Origin of the sequence: Pseudomonas resinovorans NBRC 106553, assembly GCF_000412695.1 — a bacterium.
In the GTDB taxonomy this organism is placed as follows: Bacteria; Pseudomonadota; Gammaproteobacteria; order Pseudomonadales; family Pseudomonadaceae; genus Metapseudomonas; species Metapseudomonas resinovorans_A.
The window spans coordinates 134,526-155,776 of sequence record NC_021506.1 but is presented as its reverse complement, the minus strand read 5'-3'; the positions used below and the strand labels follow the sequence as shown (position 1 = coordinate 155,776).

The window sequence follows — 21,251 nt, the reverse complement described above, 5'->3', positions numbered from 1 at the left end:
AGGAGGGGGCGCGTTTTCAGGCGCTTTTACGGTCGGAAAAAGAGGGGGAAGTTGAGAAGGCCAGAGGCCTATCGCTGTGCGCGATAGACCTCGTGGCCGAGGAAGCCGAGAGAACCACGTTCACGAAGAACGTCATTCCAATCGACACCTTTGGAGCCGTCAGGGATGGGCATGTCCGGCAGCATTATTTGCGCCTTGATCCCCATTTCCCACAGACGTTTTTTTAAGGCGAATGCCGCTTTTTGGCCACCTTCTTTGCGGTCCTTATCAGCCCAGATTCGGACTGCTTTAGTGCAGGCTGGTGGTACGAAGCTCTCCAACAGGTAGGAATTCACCAAGGGCCATACTGGTATACCCATAGCTGTTTCCACTGACAGGGCTGTTTCCAATCCTTCACATACATCCAAGACTTCTCCTGGATGCGATGTTGGAACCGCGCAGCCGGGAAGCTTGCGGTAGCTGGGGATTGGGAACATTTTTTTTGGCTCAGCGAGATCGGCTTTCTCACCTTTCATTGTCAGGTAGTGACGGTTGATGGTCACAGCCTGGCCTTCAGGATCGATGAGCGTACACACTATCCCTGGATGCTTAGAACGCTTGCCGGCTTTGTCCTTGTAGGTCAATTCCGGGTGAAAGCGAACGTAGCGGCTCAGCTCTGGTCGATCCCAAGCAAGAATGCCTCGGGAGCGAAGATAGAGCCTTGCTGGTTCCGCTGATGGGTCTGTGAGAGGAACGGTTCCCTTCCACAGGTTGCGCATAGCTTCACGCAGCCAATCGTCTGAAGCCTCTGGTTTTGCTGGGGCTCGCTCCTTACGGATTACAACGCTTGGGATAAATCCGTCAGCGGTGCGTCCATACGGGTCTTTGACCCGGAGCAATGCTCCAACCTCCTGTAAAGCATGATGAAAGCTCCAACGGTTGACCCACATCAGCAAGGCTATGCCATCAGCCTTGACTCCGCAGGTACGGCAGATACCACCGCTCGACGATCCAGCCGTCTTGCGGAAAATCTTAAAACCGTCTTCCCCACCATGCACCGGACATGGAACCCCACGTCCTGCTTTCTTGTGTGCCGGCACCAATGAAGATGCGAGGCTTGCGTAAATGTCATGCCAGCGGCCATCAGCGGCTACCAGCACATCTTGCTTCTCTGGGGCGTAATTGCCTTCTGAGTCTTTGGACATGGGTACCTCCGTTTGGTTGAGATGCGCCCCGAAGGGCGCATTGCTGGCTATTTCACGATTTTGATTTCCCAGGAGTTGCGGTAGGTATCAACCCACTCCTGTTCTTTCTTACCGTCGACAAGGACCTCTTTGAGCACACTCACGGCGGTTTTGCCGAGGAATGTCAGGGAGATATTGTCACCTTGTTGCGCTCCAGATTGACGTAGCTGAGCGTTGAGCTCGATTCCCCACACCAGGTGTTCACCGATACGCAAGAAGAACGACTTTCCGTTCTTCTTGAGAAACCGATAATGGGCGAAACCTGAACCGCGGTATTCGCCGGTAACAGACCTGCCAGCAACGCCTTGGAAATTGAGTTCTGGTGCGCGCTCATCTTGATCTTCATCGCCTTGGGCGACTTGGATCTCTTGAGCTGTTTCTTGATGCGCGGGCTGGGATTCGCGAGGGATGAACTCCCCTTTGATCTCGCCCTGCTCTTGGTTCTCGATCGATGCAACCTGGTTGCGGCCTTGCGGCCGGTACAGTGTGTTGATCACCACCGGTTCAAGCGCTTGGTGCAGCGTTTCATTGCTTTCTGGCCCGGGAAGTTTATGAGCCAGGCGCTCTGAAACAATGCACAGGCCTTGCGGCAGTCGGAGATAGCTTGGAACATCGAAGTCAATACGGATCATTTCTCTTCTCCCTGGCGACGCAGGTAGGAGGGAATGTAGTAGTTGTCATAATCGACGCTGCTACACCAACGGGCGTTAGGTAAGGTCTTGGTCGCTTGAGGAGCCGAAGCCTTCAGACAACCGCGTAGGTAGCTCAGAACACCACGCAGGATCTGCTCAGCATTCAGGATTACCACGGCGAGGAACACGCAGAGAGTCAAAGGCAAAACATGCTTTGCAAACTGCGGTGCGTATACAGCTCCCAACGTAGCAACGAGGAAGCCAAACGCGGTCAGCACTTTAACTTTGAGGGTTGTAGATGCCATTTTTCAGTTCTCCATTTTTTTAAAACGGAGAACGCCCTAACGGGAGTTCCCCGTCAGGGTTTTTTTGACACAAAAAAAGGAAGCCAATGGCTTCCTTTTTTGATCGGCGCTACGCGAACGCAGGCTTGGTTTTTAAGCTGATAAGCTCAGCTTGGCTTGCTCCCAGACGCATACACGTCATGGGTACCAGTGGCAGCAGCATGCTGTCACTTAGGGTCAATGGCCTCCAGGAGGCGAATTCTTAATCGACCTTGGCCGATGAGTGCTGTAATTCTCGCCGCCATTTCAGTCTGTCGTCAACCAGAAAAAATCACTTCAAATTCCGACGCTAATCGTGCGTGAAATCGCGATCCAGATACTACGCAAGCTGGTGCAATAGTCCGGCCACCAACATCCGGAGAAACCGCTAATGGCGACCACTCAACCACAACCGAAGAAATACCAATACTCCAAACCATCCCTCAAAGGAAAGATGGTACTGAACACTGAGCAGGCGAAGTTCTTCGCCGGCAACCGTTTCGATAGCCTCATGACGGCTCTTTTTATCATCGACGTTACGTCCCGCAAGCTGGCCAAAAACCTCAAGACCTTTGATCACAAAGCGGTGGTTGATGCGGTCTCGAAGAAAATCGAGCGCATGGAAGTAGCCGTGCGTGACGAGTCTGAGCGGATGGACACGCTTTTGAAGAGCCTGGGAATCAAAGAGCTTGCAGGGTACAGCTCACCACTGACTCGCGAATTCGAAATCACCAGCCCGGAAATCAAGAGGATGAGCAGCCTGCTTCAGGCATTTGACCATCTGATTATCCAGGTTGATACAGCTTGGCTGCATGAGAAGATCGATAGCTCGGAAGCTGAGGAGTTTCGTGCAAACAAGAGCAACCAAATGGCCCGGCTGATCCGCTCGCTCGTTGGCCTCGGTCAGAGCGCGCGTGCAAAGGCATACGCGAGCAAGGTCGCAGAGCTTCAGGAAGATATCGAGAAGGCTGAAGCCAAAGTGAACGCTGACAAGGAGGAGCGCGAGGCGGCGGGTCACATTGAGCCTGATGGCAATGCCGACCCTCTCGATTCGCTTCCTGAAGAAGCCGTTGCTTGATCGCGCCAGTTATGAAAACGCCCCGCATTGCGGGGCGTTTTGCTTAGGAGAGTCATTATGCTTGATGATCTTACGTCAACACCGGCAAGAACCAGTAGAAGACGCAGAAAAGCGACGGATCAGCCTCCTCCACGCGAAGCTATCCCACTGTGGGTAGAAGAGCTGGCCACCGACGAATCACTTGAAGCGCCGCCAGAGGCGGTATTTTGGGATACGGTCGCGATCATCTCTGTCACTGCTGCCGTTCTTGTTGGGGTGGCGATAGGTGTTCCTCTCGGGGTCTATCTTCATGGCACGTTATAGATCCATCCTCGCCTCGGCGCTTCAGCTTCTCGACATGCCGTCTTGCAGCCCAATACCCCCCCTTGATTCTGCGCTCGCTCAGCGCCCGGCAGATTGACACAACATGGCCCCGAGTAAAAACCGGGGCTTTGTAGGACTGGATTTTACGAATCACGCCCCAAATGCTGTAGACCCGCTCAGGCATTCCATAGGTGAAGCTGGCCTGCCCTGCCATCACTGCGTAGCTGTGGATTTTCTGAGAGTGGACTCCGGTGACCTTCTGAACTGCCTTCACGTGTGCGTAGTTCTGCATAAGCGGGTTTTGCACGCGGTATTTCCTTCGGCCGACAATCTGCAACCAGCTCTCGGGAGCTTCCGGGTAGGTGATGATCTTTCCCTTGAAACACTTCGTTTCCAGGACAAAGATCCCGTAGCGCGACACGATGATGTGGTCAACCTGTGTCGACTCTCCCCTTGTCTTGCCACGATAGATCGCGTTGGCGAACACCTTGTATTCGCCACTTAGGCATACGCGGAGCATGAAGTTCACCTTGTACTCCCCCCACCACCCTCGGTAGGCTGGGAATTCAAGTAGACGAACGTGGGCGATGCCCGCGAGAACCCCCAGAATCAAAACCGGGGGTAGGTACAGCATTAGAAAGTCATTCATACCATCGCAAATCCGCCCTTACGGGCGGATTCTCCATTAGAGCTTCGAGCAGCAATCTGTCCATCGCCAGAACATGTACATGGCATCGTTCCCAGTACCTGGAACATGCCGACTAGGCCCACCCTCCCAAGTCTGCGGCGGTTCTCCGAGCCACATTGCTCTGCTGTTCTGCGACTTTGGCCAGAACTGGGTCACTTTGTACTGGCTTTTCGGAATCGTCGGGTAGATACCCGCCTTGCACACGTTTTCATCACCCATAGTGCGTCGAGCGAGGCCCCTGCGGTGTTGCTGAGCGATCACTCGCGCAGCCAGCAATGCTGTCGTCCGGTTTGCATCTTGCGCCACGGTTACGCCGGCAAATGGATAGATACTCCCCCATGTACCTGTACACCACCAAAGCGACTCAAGAGGTTCCTTTCGTGCGGTAACCAACGCGGATTCGGCAGCACATGCCGCAATAGCGATTGGGTTTGCCACTGCCGCGGACTCGGGGTGCTGGAAGAACGCCAACGTACCGTTGTTCCAGGTCGGGTCGATCTCAGTGAACGAGATGATATCGAGGTCGAGATAACCGTCCGGATTGCATTTGGTAGGCGTGTAGAGATCGAGGATCTGAAGCAGCGGGAAGGCATACAGGTGAGCGTGGTAGAACGAACCGGCGGCCTGTCCTGTCTGGGTACTATTGTCCTGCCGAAGCCGACCATAGCTGCGCTTGTTGCCAAGCGGGAGCGTCACACCGCCTAGGGTTGGCGAGCAACCAGGCTTGCGGACAGTTTCAACCATCCGGGCCGGCTCCCACATAGCAGTGATGATTCCTGGCTTGTAGATCGAGGACGAGCCTTCCTGGCAGATACAGAAGACCATTTTTGTAGCCTTGGCGGGTGCTGTGCCGGGGGTTATTTGCACACCAGATACACGGATTGGGAAAAGGCACGCCCAGCAGATGTCGGTGAACAACTTCGGACCAAAAAGGCCAGAGTCCTCACACATCACCTCACCGGACGAAGCCGTATCAGCCGCTATCCCTGGCAGGGAAAACATACCTGCAATCATCAGAAGTGCGGCGGCTATTACCTTATTGATGCTCATGATTGGCCTCCTCGAAGGCTGATTGAGCAACCTCGCGGACGATGAAGTTTTCTGTGTCGGCTGTTACGACAGAAGGTGCGCGAAGGATCTGGAAGCGCTCCGCCATGTCAGGCGGCAATAGGTAGAGGGGCGCATCCAGGCTGTCCTGTACGCTGTTGAACAGATCCCAACCAGAGGAAGTGGGAATCTGAGTAGCCATTACCGTGACGGTCAGATTTTCCCCGTGGTCTGCGTATTCACGCTTCGCCAGGGCAACCTGCCAAGGCTGCGTCGGATCGATTACTACCAGTTTCTGGTCAAACGGCATCATGTCGAGTGGATTAATCCTTCCGGCCTTTTGAACGACCCTGCCTTGGCTATCGAGGATGTCATCGGGGACAATGACCGATGGGTCGACGAGGCGGGTGGCACTCTCAGTTACCGGCGGCAATGGATGCCCTTTGTGGTTATCCCAAAACCGGGCGATTGCTCGCTTTTTCATGGCGTCGGTGTCCAGCTCTGCAATGCGCTGTTTCGCAACCTCCATGAGGTCTGGCTCTATGATTTCCTGTGTGGAGCCAATAGTGCCTAAATCCCCCCGCTTCCCCTCCTTAACCGCTCCCTCGATATAGCTGACAGAAGACGACCCAGCAGCTTTAGCGATCAGAGCATCATTCGGTGCTTCGAGAGCCACGGTGGGGACGGCTGAAACGCTGTGACGTTGGAATGCGAGAGGGTCAAGCAGAACGCTTACAGTGCTTTGCGTCTCTTGCGTGAGAAGGTGCATTTTGGTCACAGCATCGCCCATCGACATACCATCAGGTATGCCTCGAAAAACGATGCCAACACCAGGCAGTCCGTCAAAAGACAGCAGTATGTCTTTGAGGGCGGTAGCGCCCATCGACCACGACACGAAAATCAGAGTGCGATTTCCATCGCCCAGAGGATGTTTTTTCTCGCGATCTGAGCCATCCGCGCTAGCTAGCCCTGAGTCGCTCTGCTGAACATTTTCATCACCGGCTTGAATGATGGCCTTTTCAGCCATCTCACTCACCCAACTCATGTCATCTTGGCCGCTTTCTGCGCGCGCGGCATTCGCATTTCGGCTGATTTCCCGAACCTGCTCCAGGAGCACAGGATCGAATTCCTTGATGTCGTACTTGCGAATGCCAAGGTCATCGCCGGCGATGGCCATCGTGCAGCCAAAAGCCAACCCAATGCACATGGCTAATTGCTTTTTCACCATATTGGATACGCCTTCCCGATGATTTGGTCTGTCGAAGCTGAGCCCCAGTAGCGGGAGTCGAAAGAGTCTGGCGTGCGGCCGAAGAACCAGTAACGGCCCTCGCCTATTTTCCCTTCCCGAACATATTGCTGGGGATCAATGCCGTGCTGGCTGGCGACCTGAAGCCCTTTGCCTACGGACACTCCATTGATGGTTGTTTCATCAAGCGTGACTTTGGCGTGATCGCCAGGCATCCCCTCAAGCACCTTCACGATGATTGTGCCGTCAGCAAAAATCGGACTCAGACCTTTGGAGTGAAAGGCGTAGATTTCACCGCGCACCAAGTCATCCTGCTTTTTATCGATGATCCATAGCCTGTAAGGGGGCAGGCATAGGGAGTCCTGGCTAGCGATAGCGATCGAGTAACGGGATGCCAGCAGCACAATGCTGCCGGCAACCACTGCCGAAAAGAGTAGGCCTTTGCCGATAAAGGCCACCGAGAGTCGCTTTGGAGCTCGATCTCGCTCAACCTTCGCCATTGCCCTTCGAACCTTGGCCTGAATGCTGAAGGGGTTCGACAAGGCCATTACGCGACTTCCGCCGGATCAGGGTTGTACTCGACACCTCGATCACGGAGCACGCGCAGAATTGCCTCATCCTGCGGAACGCCGGTGAGCGTGTAATTTCGGATCGCTTGCACATCTTCGGGTGCGGTCGAGTAGAGGAGGATCGAGTATGGGTCCACCGTGAGTCGCACGATGCCGGCACCGCGGGGGGTGAGCATGAATATCTCGGAGTAATGCCCTTTGTACGACTTAACAGTCTTCAGGATTCGATACCCGCCCTCACCCAGCGGCAGGCGCTTGTTTTCCTGGATAGCATCAATAGCTTCGGCCTTCTGTCCTAGCAGTAGGGTGAACGCAGAGTTTTCAGCGATGGCTTGTCCGACTTTATTCTGATAGAGGTCGTTGACCCCCTGGGTAATGACGATGGCACTACCGCCATATTTCCGGAATCGCCGGTAACCGTGCTCGATGAACTCACCAACGTTGCCCTGGGAGAGAAGCGACCAGGCTTCGTCAATGATCACGATTTTCGGGCGGTCACGCTCACCAAGGTACATGTCCTGCTGGATCTGGTAGATGAGCTGAAGGAGTACGACTTGCTGAAGGTGTTGACGCCCCTTCAGTTCCTCAAGCTCGAGTACGGTGAAGGGGTTCTTGAAGTTGAGATTGTTCTTACCATTGAAGAAGCGGCCGTACTGTCCCTTCGAGGTGAATGCGAAGAGCTGATGACCAATATCTTGAATACGCGGGTCTGGGTCGGCAAGGAGAGAGTCAGCAATGCTGTCGACAATCATCGTCTTGCCAAGCGTTTCCCAGCATTGTGTAAGGTGCCTTTTTAGCCCTGCGGTTTGGAAGTCGATCAGAGGTACGGTCGGAGCAGCCATAGCAGAGAGCAACCCAACCAGGACATCCTCCTCCTCGCTGTAGTCTTCAATTAGCTCGAAGGGGTTGAGGCAGAGGTTCGACTCCTGGTCAAAGCGTGCAAAGTCGCCCTTGTACGCTTCAGACAGCTTGAGGTAGGAGAGGCCCACATCGATGACCCAAACCTTCGCCCCAATACTCAGATACGACGTGATGAGATAGTTGGTCGCAAACGACTTCCCGGAGCCCGACTGAGCGGCAATCATTGCGTTGTAATTGGTGTCGGAGTCAAAGAGGTGGAAGCTGACCGGCTGACCGTTTCGGGAAATGAACGGGGCCACATGAGTTCCTGTGCCCTTCCAGTCGCCATAGATTGGCAGCAATGGCAGTGCTTGGGTGAGGCTCAGTGTTTTGAACCGGAACAGCTCCTTCATCGCATCCGGGTCGGCGCACATCGGCAAGGAGTTCACGAACACGGGCAGCACACAGAACTTGTCCTCCATGAGACTGAAGCCCTGCGTAGCAAAGTGGCTCTTCGCATTCGATGCCGCCTGAATAAGGTCTTCGCGGTTCCGGCCGAACACCACGAGGGTCATTGTCGCTTGTACGTTGGGAAGCCCTTTGTCTAGGTCTTCAAACAGCGTGTCATAGGCCTCCTTCGTTTTCCGTAAAACGGGAACGAAATGCACCATCGGGCCGAAGCTCTGGTTGATGGACCATTGGCGGCGTTTCGACAGCTTGTCCTTTGTCTCCAGCTGGGGAGGGAAATACAGGGTCATATTGATAATGCAGTTGCCCCGGATGCCGCCGCGCTGAGACAAAATGTCAGCGAGATACTGAGAGGCATCGCCCTGCCACATGACATCAGGAAAGCGCTTGGCCGAGAGCGTTTTTACGAAGCAGTCCTCTCCGATCTGAAGGTGGTCTTTCTTCACGTCGAGGCTGCGGTTGTAGTCGAGGATCTGCTCATTCAAGGGCTTGTCTGTGTCCGCTTTCATGTCCGGATCTTCGCGCCACGATGCTGTTGGCCCCTGGTTCAGGATGGAGGAGAAAATTTCTCGGTAGGAATCGTTGGTGAGGGGCACGGCTGCCAGGTTGCAGCTGTCCAGCGAGGTTCGCAGTCCGTCGAAAAGCTCCTTCGCCGCGTTCGCTTCTGTCTGGGTAGGCAAAGCATTGGCGATCGGAATAGTTACGGATACGACCAGACTCTGCTCACGAATTCGTACACCCGAGATTGAATCAACTGGGCGCATGGTGCGGTCGCTGAAATAATCGGCTCGCGCGTTTGTCACCTTCTCCAACAATGCTTGAGTTTCTACGGGAAGGTCAGTGCGGCCGGATTCACGGAAGGCCCGGCGCAGACGAAGGAATCCCGTCTTCATCTCATTGATATTTTCAGTGCAAATGAGGCTGAACTGGATCGTCGTCTTCTCAGGCCAGTCGACCGTTAAACCAGCCTTCAGGCGGTCGCCTTCATCCCCGTTTGAGCCTGAGAGAGGGGAACACAGGAATGCGAATCCTAGGCGGTTCCCTTCCAGCTGGAACAAGTAAAGATTCGGCTCGTAGGCAAGGCCGTTGATCAGTTTCGAGAGCCGAGGTGTTGAGCGGATAAGCGCTTTGAGCATTTCTGAATTCCTTAGAGGGTGCGATTCGATTCAATCCAGGCGCGCAAGCCTTCTTCAGGCTTGCCTTCTCGGGTCAAGCCATCATCACGAATGAGGAAAGGAACATTTCGAGCGCCAAGAAACTGAGCAGTCATCCGGCGCTTCGAGATCACATCCAGATCACACTGAGCGGTCGGGAGCTGTTCGAGAGGAGTTTTCATGTCGCCGGACGCGCCGGCTTTCCACGCAGCAACCTTGTCTTTCGCGCAGAGGAGTTCTTTAGTACGCACAGCGCTCTCTTGGCTGAGCAGCGGCAACATCAGCACGTCGAGTCGATACCCTTCGGGCAGAGATGTGCGGGCTTGTTGAATGATCTCTTTGCAGAACCCGCAAGCAGGGTCGGAGAACATGGTGATCGCTTTCTCACCGTTGCCGACAGTGAGAGGGGCGAGATCCTTGAAACCGAGGTTGGTCTTATCCACTGGAATGTAGTTGGCGGCGATCCGAGCATCCTCGATGGTTTTCAACTCTTTCTTCGCCCACACGTCATAAACCGTTCCCTGGATGATGAATCGGCCGGTATCGCTAATGATGGCGAATTTGCCGTTCTTCTCGATCGCCAGCATTGCAGACGCAGGAAGCATCACTACCTTGTCTGCGTTCTTGTCCGCAGGGCTCGCAGCTACTGCGGTGCCAGCCACTGCAAGCAGCGTCATAGCAAGAATGGTTTGGGTTGGTTTGAACATGGGCTTACCTCCTGAGTCGATTCACCCAGAGTATTTGGCCCGGAAAAGAAAAGGCCTCTTTTTCAGGACGTTTTAGCGTCGGAAAAAGAGGCCTTTCAGAGAGGCGTTCTGACTTAGATCAGAAGCCTACAGGCAGGGCTTGGAGAGCGCTGGTGACTACAGCTGCTGCTGGGATAGTTGCCGACATTACCGACTCGATAACATCCGGCGCAGCATAGAGGCCAACACCGCCGCCAACGCCAGTAACGAACGGCATAAGCGATTGGCGAAGAACGCCAGCGCCGATGCCGGTGAGGATCATCAGGCCGATCAGAATGCGGCCGAGGGTACCTTGCATCCACTCGGTCAAGGTAATCCACACGCTATCGAACGTATCGCCGCCGGTACCTGCGAGCGCGGTACCGGCAGCCACCATTGCCGCTGCGATGGCCATCGTTTGGAGGGTTGCTTTGTTGACGTGCATTGGTCTTGCTCCTAGAGGTTGACATGCGCAGGGGCTGCGCTCCGGAGACATTTTTCGTGCTTTCCGTAAGCCTGTGTTTCGCTTTCAAGCGCATTTGTCGACGGAAATTAAAAAGGGCCGCTTTATGCGGCCCTTCCCTTTACTTGTTGGAGACTGGAGGTGATTCGGCACCAGAGTTATCGATGCCTACCAGGGTAATTACCGGTTCGCCATCTGGATAACGCCACATTGGTACGGAGATGCTGTTTGAGCTGAGAGCCTGCTGCTCACCATTGATGAACCAAAGGTTTTTGGCCATGCGGCCATCTTCATCAGTACAAACGGCTTTTGCCAGCCAGGAGGTTCGACCGACCACAACCTCCAGTTTGCAGACAGGGGGCTTATTCCTTGCGACCGAGATGTCAACCTCGCCTGCTGCTGTGTGGCCCATTGCGCTGGCGACATCCAGTTTCACCGTATACACACCCTCTTTTTCAAGGGTCGCCCGGCCATAGTCCCCCGAGCTAGATAGCGTCTCCCCGTTGAGACTGAACGTTTTGCTGAGTATCTGATCCTTAGGGTGCCCGCCGGTGATTGACGGCCGGATCAGAACGCCCAGCGGGGCACGATTCGCGTCGTTATCCCCACTCCAGGACAATTTCACATCCCACGGAATCGGCTCCAAAAACTCCATCTCTGTTTCGGCATAGCTATAGTTGCCCCGCGAGTCGGTGATGTGAGCGCCGAATGTGTAGATCCCCGGCTCAGTCAGCCGCACGATACGACTGGTCTGGTTGGTGTCCTTGATCATTTGGAGGCCAGCGTAGGGTGGGATATCCCACTCGATGGTTAAGCCCTCGAATTCTCGGAACAAGCCAAGAGATCGAGCCGTCATGGTCAAGTCTGCCGGCGCATACTTCGCTGAGTACTTCGTGTTGATCTTCCACTCAGGCCAGTCATAGGACCAGAAAATCAGGCGGTGCTGAGTTAGACCCAAACCGCCTCGATCCTCATACCCATTGATCCAAGATCGGACGCTGATGTGGCTCTCTTCTTTCTCCATGTCCTCCCGAGTGGGGGTGTACTTCACTTCGGTGGAGTCGACGACTGTGCCGTCCGGCAGGATGAACTCACCATCCATTGTCATATCCATTTTTGGGTACGGCATCATCAAGTTGGCGACCCAAGTAGCTTCCTTTCCTACCTCAGGACGACGCGGCCCGATTATCTGTACACGAGGCGGTCGGACAGGTCTAAACGCAACACCTGCGCGGAGGGTTTTGTAGACGCGCTTATCCTCTGGGGAGTCTGAGTACTTCAGCCTGGCCGTGAGGTATACACGATCAGCGGAATTACGGCCCAGTCGGTAGGAGCCTTCCCCGGCGACCCAAGTCTTACCGCGATCCTCCGACCATTCCACAACCATTCCGGTCGTATCGAGCGTATTACCCTTGAGGTCCGTGAGTTTGAACGTGCCGCTATCACCAATAAACACGTTTGCTGGGCCTTTGAGGCGGGCAACAGGCACGACATAGGCAATAACTTCGACCGTAGGCGTCATGGATTTCGCGCCGCTATGGCGGTTCGTCAACTCTGCCCTCAGCAGATATGTACCGTAAGCGTACGCTCGCTACCGTCTTGACCCTCGGGTCTTAATCCGCTTCAGGCGCTGGTTGATGGCGTCGCGGTCAAAAGCCGTGGGATCGAAGGTATCGCCGTACCAGTCGAGCATGTTCAAGTATTCGGGATGCTCGGGGTCGGCAAGCGCATCCAGAAAATCAGCGTAGCCCGGTGCGCCGCCAACATCCTCCGGCGGACTGGCATTGGCGCCGTCGATGCAATACGGCACTTGCGGGCACGCAATGGCCGGCAACAGCCGCTCGGTCTTGATCCGGTGCTCCCAGTTGTCGCCAAAGTCATAGACGTAACGAAACGTCTTCGACCCATACAGCACCTTTGTCAGTGTCTTGCGCTGTTCCGAAACGACCGAAGGGCCCCAGTCGGGATCGGGAATACCGTAGCTTTCGCCAGCGATTTCAAACTCGTGAAGATGGGTGTCGCTCCAGCCCATCACCACCTGAATGACCTGGTGCAGCTTGCTCAGGGTGATGCGCTCGGGCACGGCGACCCGGCGCCAGATGGCGGGTTTTATCCACGTCAGCTCGATGTGCAGTTGCAGGAGACGGTCGCTGGCCGGCTGGCGCAAACGGGTGACGTTGGGCATGGGTCAAGCGGCCTCATGTTCTAAGGTAGGCAGAGCAATATTCCAGGGCAGCAAATCGTCGAGCTGATTGATTGGATAGTCGGCGATGCGCTCCAGCACGTGCGTCAAATAAGCCTGTGGGTTCAATGCGTTGAGCTTGGCTGAACCGACCAGGCTATAGATCGCCGCCGCTCTTTCTCCGCCGGCGTCGGAACCGACGAACAGATAATTCTTGCGACCCAGCGCGACTGTACGCAGGGCGCGTTCGGCGGCGTTGTTGTCGATCTCAATGCGGCCATCCGTGCAGTAGCGCGTCAGCGCCTGCCAACGTGCGAGGGCATAGTAGATCGCACCGCTCAGCGCCGATTTGGACGGCAGTTGCGTCAGCGTGTGGTTAAGCCAGGCGTGAAATTGCGCTAGCAGCGGGCTGGCTCGCCGCTGCCGCACTGCGCGTCGTTGATCGGGCGGTTGTCCACGAATTTCCGCCTCAATGGCGTATAGCGCACCAATCCGCTGCAAGGCTTCAGCGGCGATCGGTGAGGCCAATGCCTTGTGCAGGTCGAAAAACTTGCGCCGGGCATGCGCCCAACAAGCCGCCTCGTGAATCGTGCCCGCGGCATAGAGTTGAGCGAAACCGGCATAACCATCGGCTTGTAATGTCCCGGCGAAGCCTTTGAGATGGGCTCGGGGGTGCTCGCCTTTGCGATCCGGCGAGTAGGCAAACCAGACCGCCGCAGGTGTGCTACTACCTGTGGGGCGCTCGTCACGCACATACGTCCACAAGCGTCCGGTCTTGGTTTTACCCTGGCCGGGGGCGAGCACGGCGATCGGCGTATCGTCGGCGTGGACTTTGTTGCTGGTCATGACGTGCTGCCGCAACCGGCCGACCAATGGCTGCAAGAGCCGGCTCGCTTCGCCGACCCAGTCGGCCATGGTCGAGCGCTCCAGGGACACGCCCTCGCGCGCATAGATTTCGGACTGCCGATACAGCGGCAGATGATCCACGTATTTGGACACCAGCACATGGGCCAACAATCCTGGCCCGGCAAGCCCCCGGGCAATCGGGCGGCTAGGGGCAGGAACCTGCACAATCCCGTCACAGCAGCGGCAAGCCAACTTGGGCCGCACATGGCGAACCACCTTGAACCGTGCCGGCACGTACTCCAGAACTTCAGCCACGTCATCACCCAAATGGCGAAGTTCGCCGCCACAGCCAGGACACTGCGTATCGGGTCGATGGACGTGGATTTCACGCGGCAAGTGCGCGGGCAATGGCTTGCGTCGTACAGGGGGACGTGGATGCGATTCGGCTGGTGGTGGCGAGGCCAGTGCGGCCTCGCTGACCTGCAACTCCTCGAGCGTCAGTTGCAGTTGGTCGAGCATGCCATCGAGTTGCTCAGAACGCCGACCAAACTGCGTGCGCCGCAGCTTGGCGATCATCAGTTTCAGGTGCTCGATTTCCCCGCGCTGGGCGGTTACCAAGGCTTTCAAGGCCTGGATGTCGTCAGGGAGGCAGTCAGTCGCGCAGGTCATGGCGCGATGTTACTGGTGTTCTCCTGCGTTGAAAATCAGACCGTTCGTACCGGTGCGGTGCGTATCGGTCGGCGCCAATCGATGCCCTCCAACAGCATCGCGAGTTGTGCCGTCGTCAAGGATACGCTGCCGCTGGCGGCCTGCGGCCAGACGAAGCGCCCCTGCTCGAGCCGCTTGCAGAACAAACACAAGCCATCGCCATCCCACCACAGCAATTTAATCCGGTCACCCCGTCGGCCTCGAAACACAAAGATCTGGCCAGAGAATGGATCCGCTTCAAGCTGAGTTTGCACCAGGGCCGCCAGGCCATCGAACCCCCGCCGCATGTCCGTGACCCCGGCAGCGATCCAAATGCGAGTCCCGATGGGCGGAGCAATCATCGCAACACCTGCTGCAAGACCAGTTGCAAGGTTTGCGGGTCGGGCACGCCCTCAATGCGCAAGGTGACCCGACCGCACTCCACGACCAGACCGCCCGGACTCAGCGGCAGTCGCACGGCCTCTTCCGCTGAAGACGTCGGCGCCTTGCTCAGATTGACCGGTAACAAAGTGGCCTGCTGGGCGACTGACCCCAGTTGCCCCTCCCGATAGTGACGGCGCCATTTGAAGACGAGATTGGCATTGATCTCATGCTCTCGGGCGATCAACGCGACTGATGCGCCGGGCAATAGCGTGGCCTCGACGACACGACGCTTGAACTCCACCGAAAAGTTGGGGCGTCGACTGCGACGAGGAGTAGAAGGGAGCGTATCCACAATGGTGCCCACTAAAAAATGGTGGGCACCATTGTGGCTATTCAAGGCTAGGGCAGGCAGTGGGTGCAGGGCGGACGCTTACTATGTACCCCGCTGAAAGATCATGCTGAGCCGTTGCGGCAGCTTCGCATTGGCCTCAACGCCTTCCCACGACACACCGCCGTCTTTGCTCATTTCCCAGCGAACCTCACCAATGTCTCCTGACTGGTAGCGATCATTGGTGACGGCGTAGAAGCTGCTGCGAAGAGGAGCAGGGCCGATAACGCGCAGCGCCTGAATTGAACCATCAAGAGCTTCGCCGTTTAGCACGGAAAGCACCATTGGCGAGCCCGACTCCCGAATCAGCTCGTATTCCGGCACAGGCGAGCGAACACGCGCTTCAGCAATGATGCGAACCGCTTTGTTCGTTAGCGATTGCAAATCGACCTCGAACTCAACCTCCCCGTTCTCGTCGATTGGCTCCCAGTTTGTCATCGGCTCGTAGTTGACTCCGGCAGTTGTCGAAAGCAGGCGAATATCCCAGTCGCCCATGCTGCTCAGCCGATACGCATCCTCCATGTAGCGGGTGTCTTTAATCGCCACGCGGATTGGAAGGCTGACCGTATCCAGAACGGTTCTCTCGTCGTTGAGAATGACAGGGAGAATTTTGTCGTGAGGGACCGACAGGAGTGATGCGGTCTTGGTCGACCTCATATTTGGGAGCGCGGTGTATCCAACGTCAACTGAGTATGGCGTTACGCTCCACAGGGGGGCCTCGGCCCCTTCGATGTAGCGCGTAAACCGCTGGGAACGGCCGTAGCTCGGAATCGTAGAACGTTCAATCACTGCATCCGCCCGGTTAATCGCCACGTCCAGGGAAGCCGCGATTGCGGTCACCGACGCGCTACCAACATAGCCGCCGAGTTGTGACACCGAATACAGCCCCTCTTTCACCAGATTGCTGGCCGGCATATCGATTTCGATTGCGGGCGGCTCGATCACGTTTACGCTGTGCTCTCCGTAGCCAATATCGATTTCCTGACCACTCGGAGTAAACATGGATGCCTTCCAGGAAATGTTGTTTGCCCCGAGCAGACTCATTGCTCCTTCCGCGAGTGGCGTGACGGTGTTGCGCTGCTGGGCCATGCCTTCTGGCATCTGCATCCAACGAATAAGGCACGATGGGCGGCTCGACCATTGCTGTGCTGTCTTTTTTGCAACGCCTTCGTTCGCTGTTGCATCACATACAGGACCATCCGTGTGACGGAGCGACAAGGAAAGCTCCTGGACTTTCTGATAGGCCTCTTCTGGTGCTGGCTTCAAGGCAAAGTGGATCTGATCAGCGACCGGAAGGATCTTCAGGTCACGAGTGAAGCTCGCAACCTTGTATTTCACGCCGCTAGGGTCAAACACATAGGCGGTAGCCTCGATAGTCTGGTTTCCCAAAGAACTCCCGCCGGCATCCATCATCAGGTTGGCCAAAGTACTAGCGTTGCGCCATTCATCGGGAGTTTTCGTCCAAGTGACGTAGCAAGCACGATCCTGAAGTGCATTTTTCGTCTTCGCGACAGCTTCGCTGGTCAAGATGCTGCATGCCCCATTGCTCGGGCTGAAGCTGATTTGAGCACGGCCGGAAGCTTGTAGAATCTCCCATGTATCAGCCGTCAGTACGCCCTCCGGAGCCCATACGGTTACCGGCACGGAATAGACAGGGCCAGTCATATCGGCGCGACTTAGATAGACCTGCGCCTGGCCATCGACCCCAACATCCAGGCCACCTAAACGGGCCTCCAGCAGATCGGCAGTCATTTTAGTAGGTACCAGACGCATACCAGTGCCTTGAGAAAGCTCACGATGCTCCAGTGTCACCCCAACTTTCGAGTCAGGCGTGACGATGGCGATGATCTCGCTGCCGAGAGCCTGAATCACTTTCTGGTCGGGAATTCGGAGCGCATAGGCACCCAAACGGGTCGTCATTTGTTGCTTCACGGCCGGGATGCTCGGGGCCACCGAGGTAGGCTGAACCTCTCGATCTTTGAACATTTCCCAGGCCGGCAAAAGCTTCAGGACGACATCTTGATCGACATAGAGGCCATCCTGGTCAATGGCACGAATCTGTACTGAGGTTTCAGCCTGGCCATCGGTCTTATAGGTGATGCTCATCCCCTCCACCGTCACATGGCCATGTGCTGGCTGTTTGACGACTTGCAATGTGTGCGAGCCCCAATTGTTCGGATCGATTACTTTCAGATCGGCCGTTCCACCGATTCCTGCATACATCTTCACTGTCGAAGGGGTGATACCCGTTGGTGCAAAATTGAACTGAGCAACAGTGACCTTCCCCTCTCCTTCTACACTGAGCCCTTCCTGATCCGTGGCGCTGAAAGTGAACAAATCTTCCCCATAGAAACCAGGATTAGGGGTGTACTCCATACGGCCATAGAACACACGGACAGTCCCGTGCGTCGGGTTCGTGAGGATCTTGAACGTATGGCTGTCCCAGAGATTGATGTCATGGACCTCAGGAGCAACCTGGTCACTCACTTGCCCTTCACGAGCCTGAATGGTTACTCCCGTCCAGGTAGGGGCGTAATTGAACTTCGCGACATTCACAACCGCGGTCGCTTCAGCCTTCATCCCAGACACGTCCTGCACGCGGTACTTGAACTCATCGGAGCCAACGTATCCAGTGTTCGGGGTGTAGGTGAACCCGCTAGGGGTCGCCACTACAGAGCCCTGGGACGCGCTCGACAGAATTGAATAGGTTTTCTTCTCCCACGCTGCCGGGAAGTCCTCGATGGGAGTTGCTTCCACCGACGAGCTTTCGTTGACGCTGACCGTCAGTTTCGTCGTTACAGGCGGTTCTATTACCTGAATGACCGATTGCCCCTCTTCGAGGGTGATCTTTTTCCCGGTGGTGTCGTAGACGCTAGCCGTCCAGCGAATCGGGTGCTGCCCGGAACGGGTGAAAACGCCGGTCAACTCAAGAGGATCGAGCGCTTTGATGTTCAGGTCTTTCGGGATGACCGTGAACTCAATCAAGCACTTCAAGGCCCCGCCGCTCATGCCTGCGCTCTTTGCCGCTGCGTCATCACCAGTGATCGAGCACGTTGGCCCCGAACGCTGCGTCATGGTGACGGATGCAGCCTCCATCGCACGAGTAACACTTTTCTCATGCAGCGATTGGACGAAGGTTGTTGAGCCGGTCGCGGCTTTGACGCTCAGTATTTCTTCACCGCTGCTCAGCAGTACCTTTTCAGTGCCCTTGTTGAATACATAGAGAGAATAAGCAACCTTCTGCTGGCCTGCGTCGAGGACTCGCCCAGTCAGCTGAGTGACCGGGTGAGGTGCACCGGAAACCTCTACTTGTTGAAGGCCTCGGGGAATGCTCGTCCACTCAAGCAAGCAGATGGGCGACTTGATGGCATCGGCAGACCTTGCCACCGCGGGAGATGTCGTTAGAGGGCAAATGCTGCTAGCTGAAGCTGACAGTTTTACCGTGGTGTCAGTCATTGCCTGAACTGGATTTCTATCGTTGATGCCCAGCGTGACCTTGGGCATCCAGGTATTAATATCGGCATAGACCACAGGAGCGTTCGGCGCGGAGGTAGAAATGATCACGCCATTCCTCCCTGTAGCACCTTGAGTTACCGGGACAACAGGGAGTGATATTTTACCGCTGGTGTTCGTGAAGTTGAGTTGGCTAATGGTAACTGTTGCTCCCGGATTGACGAGCACACCGCCAATCATTAGAGGTGTTGCTGCGTCAGACCTGAGCGTTGCAAGCAGATCATAAACACCAGAAACTGGCGTCCCATCAGCAAGCTTTAGTTGCTCGCTATTAATCACTACAGACCCATCGTTACGATTAAACTCTTTTGGTACCGCAGGGATATTAACGAGACCGTTTACATGCCCCACAATCCCAGCCATCTTAGGACTATAGAGGAATGTGGTTGAGCCGACGCCCATATTCTGCTGTGCGTCCTGCGCATTAACTCGAAGGGTATAACTCTCTCCCGCTGTTAGCGACGGGAAAAGGATCGGATACTCGAGGCCGTAGGTAGTCGCACTGATTTTGCGGAACGAAAGAGCAATCGACTCGTTTGCAGGCCCCCCGGTCAATGCAATAGAAGTGATCTTGGGCGCAGGATCTTTGTTGTCTGTTACGGTAAAAGTGATTTTGTCGAGTGTATCAATAGTATCGCTCGCACCTTTGCTTACTGTAACAACAGGTTTTGTCCGGTCACTTTGAAATTTGAACAGCGGGAGCTTTGTTATAGCACCTAAGTTTTCGCTAGCGACACCAACAAGGTCATGAGAGCCTTCCGGCAAGGTTTTCAAATCAAATTCGTACTCAAAATACTCACCAGACGACGATGTAAGTTTTTTTGTAACGCTTAGCGCTGTACCGCTAGAATTTTCAAGCCATGATGCCCTATGGCTAAGAGCATTTTGAAATGCGCCCTGCTGCGGCTGTCTGACGTTCAGAGTCAGAACCATACTAGACGAGTCATATGTGTAACTGAGGATTGGCAGGTACAGGTCGTTCCAGTAAACATTCGCCCATTGCCCGGTTGCGATCAACGAACCGTCCGCACTCTTTAGAACCCCTTGGTCATGTAGGTAACCAGCCGTGCCTTTATTGAGTTGGACATTAACCGTAATTTCGCACTGGGTCTGCCCAGCGGGAATAGTACAAGTACCCATATGGGTAGCAACCTGATCAAACGGCCGCGCCTCAACGGTATAGCGAACTTTGCTTACAGTAAGCGGGAGTTCTTGCGGCGAAACCACCCTACCGGAATAATTGAGCCAGCCTTTATCACTAAAGTAGTATTCTATACGGCTTATAACAGGCGTTTTCGGAGCTGATGGGTGCAATACCAAATTGTAAGAAATAGTACCTTGCGAGCCCCATTCGCCGAAGTTGTAAAACCTGATGTAGTTATTATCCTCAGCGCGATAGGGAAGCGATCCGACAAGATAAACGTATGCAGAATCCTCACCAGCAACTTGATTTTCACCAAAGCTATTGATGAAGCGTAACCCTCCCTGCCGATAGGTATGCCAGTTGCTCTTAGGGATTCTCCATGCAAGTCGTATCGGGTTAGTCTTTACATAAGACCCTGCTACATAGGGAACAAACCCTTTTAGGCCAGGTGCGAGGGTAGTCGTCACACTTGGGTCATACACACCAAACGGTTCAGCTGGAACGTTTGCAATATTGTCGAACATAAGCTTCTGACGCTTGGTTACTGTCGAGTTTCCTGCTTTGTCGGTAACAACAAACTCTAGCCCGAATACTTCATCCAAATCGGAGTCAGGGAAGAAATTTGTCCGGTACTGAATCGAGGCCGTCTTAGTTTCTTCCGAAAACAGCACATTGTGTTCTTTATAAAGAGCGCCAGACTCGCGGTAAACCTTAGCAGTGACCTTGCTTATGCCCGATGAGTCAGAGAAGCCATCTAGGACGAAGCTCGAGTACGTCAAAGCATCAATTGCTGCAAGTCCGAGTTTCCACACTTCGCCAGAGAGAACGGGATCACCCCATGTATATGGACGTGGGGCAAATTTCCCTGCTACTGGGCCGGCAGTATCAATGACAAGAGGCACATTCTCAGTTTGAACAATCGCGCCTGCACTAGAAAGGATTTCTGTTTTCACGGTATAGCGGCCATCGGGTAGCTTCGGACTAACAAATTCTTCCGCGTAGTAGTTGTCGCCGTTGTAAGAGATAACGTCGCTCGCCCCAAGAACCCTTGAGCTTTCCTTAGTGAAAACAGGTGCGCTGGCACCGTTCGCAGTCACCGCTATGCGCAGCTTTCGGTCAATACCACCGCTAACCATGAACGAGATGCCAGAGGATGGGCTGATAAACCCTGTGCCTGGCTCCGTATTGATTTGATCCCCCGCACTGTTCGTATAACCGTATTTAACAAGGTCGGCATACGCACCATTGATTGGCACAATGGCCAAAGCGAGTGCGCCTAAAAGCGCACCACTCACCTTATTGAGGAACGATGGTCCTCGGGTTTTATTCTTACCCATCGTGGAACTCC

General features: G+C 55.1%; 17 protein-coding genes. 1 reads left to right on the top strand and 16 read right to left on the bottom strand.

Annotation, left to right across the window (positions count from 1 at the left end; translation table 11 throughout):
• Window positions 1–68: 68 nt before the first annotated feature.
• From PCA10_RS30035 to PCA10_RS28940, 3 genes are read right to left on the bottom strand one after another with little or no spacing between them, the layout of a single operon-like run.
• Window positions 69–1,184, bottom strand: coding sequence for a DUF7146 domain-containing protein (locus PCA10_RS30035; protein ID WP_011078003.1), 1,116 nt, complete (start codon window positions 1,182–1,184; stop codon window positions 69–71).
• A 47-nt stretch (window positions 1,185–1,231) separates the two neighbouring features.
• Window positions 1,232–1,855, bottom strand: coding sequence for a hypothetical protein (locus PCA10_RS28945; protein WP_011078002.1), 624 nt, complete (start codon window positions 1,853–1,855; stop codon window positions 1,232–1,234).
• A complete protein-coding gene (locus PCA10_RS28940; protein ID WP_011078001.1) occupies window positions 1,852–2,160 on the bottom strand; it encodes a hypothetical protein in 309 nt (102 codons plus the stop codon). Before PCA10_RS28940 ends, PCA10_RS28945 begins: the two co-directional genes overlap by 4 nt.
• A gap of 409 nt (window positions 2,161–2,569) precedes the next feature.
• Here PCA10_RS28940 and PCA10_RS28935 point away from each other — a divergent pair, with 409 nt between their 5' ends.
• The gene (locus PCA10_RS28935; protein WP_011078000.1) at window positions 2,570–3,256 is read left to right on the top strand and encodes a DUF1845 domain-containing protein; all 687 of its coding nucleotides are present in this window, start codon (window positions 2,570–2,572) and stop codon (window positions 3,254–3,256) included.
• Window positions 3,257–3,488: 232 nt separating this feature from the next.
• Here PCA10_RS28935 and PCA10_RS28930 read toward each other — a convergent pair whose 3' ends face one another.
• The 13 genes from PCA10_RS28930 to PCA10_RS28870 all read right to left on the bottom strand — a co-directional run bounded on the left by PCA10_RS28930 (window position 3,489) and on the right by PCA10_RS28870 (window position 21,240).
• A complete protein-coding gene (locus PCA10_RS28930) occupies window positions 3,489–4,079 on the bottom strand; it encodes a nuclease-related domain-containing protein (protein WP_231866720.1) in 591 nt (196 codons plus the stop codon).
• A 165-nt stretch (window positions 4,080–4,244) separates the two neighbouring features.
• Window positions 4,245–5,261, bottom strand: a complete 1,017-nt coding sequence (locus PCA10_RS28925) for a TraU family protein (RefSeq protein WP_371264004.1) — start codon at window positions 5,259–5,261, stop codon at window positions 4,245–4,247.
• A gap of 22 nt (window positions 5,262–5,283) precedes the next feature.
• Window positions 5,284–6,522 carry a TrbC family F-type conjugative pilus assembly protein gene (locus tag PCA10_RS28920; RefSeq protein ID WP_011077997.1) on the bottom strand — a complete coding sequence of 413 codons (1,239 nt, stop codon included), beginning with the start codon at window positions 6,520–6,522 and terminating at the stop codon, window positions 5,284–5,286.
• Window positions 6,516–7,088: a S26 family signal peptidase gene (locus PCA10_RS28915; RefSeq protein WP_011077996.1), complete on the bottom strand. Its 573-nt coding sequence runs from the start codon at window positions 7,086–7,088 to the stop codon at window positions 6,516–6,518. Before PCA10_RS28915 ends, PCA10_RS28920 begins: the two co-directional genes overlap by 7 nt.
• A complete protein-coding gene (traC, locus tag PCA10_RS28910) occupies window positions 7,088–9,553 on the bottom strand; it encodes a type IV secretion system protein TraC (protein WP_011077995.1) in 2,466 nt (821 codons plus the stop codon). Before traC ends, PCA10_RS28915 begins: the two co-directional genes overlap by 1 nt.
• 11 nt (window positions 9,554–9,564) lie before the next feature.
• Window positions 9,565–10,278, bottom strand: a complete 714-nt coding sequence (locus PCA10_RS28905; RefSeq protein ID WP_011077994.1) for a DsbC family protein — start codon at window positions 10,276–10,278, stop codon at window positions 9,565–9,567.
• 118 nt (window positions 10,279–10,396) lie between these two features.
• Window positions 10,397–10,741, bottom strand: a complete 345-nt coding sequence (traA, locus tag PCA10_RS28900) for a TraA family conjugative transfer protein (protein WP_011077993.1) — start codon at window positions 10,739–10,741, stop codon at window positions 10,397–10,399.
• A gap of 139 nt (window positions 10,742–10,880) precedes the next feature.
• Window positions 10,881–12,281, bottom strand: a complete 1,401-nt coding sequence (locus PCA10_RS28895; RefSeq protein ID WP_011077992.1) for a hypothetical protein — start codon at window positions 12,279–12,281, stop codon at window positions 10,881–10,883.
• Window positions 12,282–12,350: 69 nt separating this feature from the next.
• Window positions 12,351–12,944 (bottom strand): plasmid pRiA4b ORF-3 family protein, encoded by a 594-nt coding sequence (locus PCA10_RS28890; RefSeq protein WP_011077906.1) that lies wholly within the window; start codon window positions 12,942–12,944, stop codon window positions 12,351–12,353.
• Window positions 12,945–12,947: 3 nt separating this feature from the next.
• Complete coding sequence (locus tag PCA10_RS28885) at window positions 12,948–14,456, bottom strand: IS66-like element ISPre3 family transposase (protein WP_011077905.1); 1,509 nt, start codon at window positions 14,454–14,456, stop codon at window positions 12,948–12,950.
• A 35-nt stretch (window positions 14,457–14,491) separates the two neighbouring features.
• A complete protein-coding gene (gene tnpB, locus PCA10_RS28880; protein ID WP_011077904.1) occupies window positions 14,492–14,836 on the bottom strand; it encodes an IS66 family insertion sequence element accessory protein TnpB in 345 nt (114 codons plus the stop codon).
• The gene (gene tnpA / locus PCA10_RS28875; RefSeq protein ID WP_016502321.1) at window positions 14,833–15,159 is read right to left on the bottom strand and encodes an IS66-like element accessory protein TnpA; all 327 of its coding nucleotides are present in this window, start codon (window positions 15,157–15,159) and stop codon (window positions 14,833–14,835) included. The genes tnpB and tnpA overlap by 4 nt, the downstream gene beginning before the upstream one ends.
• Before the next feature lie 132 nt (window positions 15,160–15,291).
• Window positions 15,292–21,240 (bottom strand): DUF4165 domain-containing protein, encoded by a 5,949-nt coding sequence (locus PCA10_RS28870; protein ID WP_011077990.1) that lies wholly within the window; start codon window positions 21,238–21,240, stop codon window positions 15,292–15,294.
• Between the last annotated feature and the right edge of the window lie 11 nt (window positions 21,241–21,251).